Below are 831 nucleotides of genomic sequence, written 5' to 3' on the forward strand. Positions count from 1 at the left end.
CGGGGATCACCTCGCCGATCGCTGCCACCAGGCCGGCGTGATCGTCGGACACAACCAACTCGACGCCCTTGAGGCCGCGCGCCTTGAGGCCGACGAGGAAGTCCCTCCAGGCCGAGCGGCTCTCGCGATTGGCCATCTCCACGGCCAGGATCTGGCGCCTTCCGTCCCAGTCGATACCGACCGCGATCAGCACCGCCTGGCTCATGACAACACCGGCTTCACGCACCTTCTCGTAGCGCGCATCGAGGATGAGGTAAGGAAACGGCTCTTGAAGGGGGCGCCTGGCAAAGGCAGCGAGGCTCTCGTCCAGCCGCTTGTTGATGGCCGAGATCGACGAGGCCGAGAAGGCATGGCCGCACAGTTCTTCCGTGATCGCCTTCACCTTGCGGGTCGACACGCCCTGGACATACATCTCGGCCAGTGTCGCCACCAAGGCCCGCTCGGAACGCTGGTAGCGCTCGAACAGCTCGGTGGAGAAGCGCCCGGCCCGGTCCTGCGGAACCCGCAGCTCGAGCTTGCCGACCCGCGTCACAAGGGTACGGCCGTAATAGCCCGAGCGATAGCCAAGCCGTTCGGGCGTGCGCTCGCTCTTCGAGGCACCCAGCGCCTCGTCCATCTCGGCCTCAAGCACCTCCTGCATCACCGCACGGAGCACTTCGTGCAATCCATCCGGGTTCGAAAGCAGAATGTCTTTGACGGCAGCGCTGGTCGATTTACCTTCTGTCTTGGTCATGGTGGCGTTCCTTCGCGGGAATCAGGTGACGTGAACAATCACCAGCCTGCCATGACCGCCCCCTCTCAGCGAATTTGCAGAACTCTCAGCACACTACC

The 831-nt window shown here is 63.8% G+C and carries 1 protein-coding gene; it reads right to left on the reverse strand.

The annotated features are described in order from the left end of the window. On the reverse strand, positions 1–733 hold a 733-nt coding region (locus NKJ77_RS32360), incomplete at its 3' end, for an IS256 family transposase (RefSeq protein WP_352536391.1). Between the last annotated feature and the right edge of the window lie 98 nt (positions 734–831).

The sequence above is a fragment of the Mesorhizobium sp. M0052 genome, from assembly GCF_040323255.1.
Lineage (GTDB): Bacteria > Pseudomonadota > Alphaproteobacteria > Rhizobiales > Rhizobiaceae > Mesorhizobium.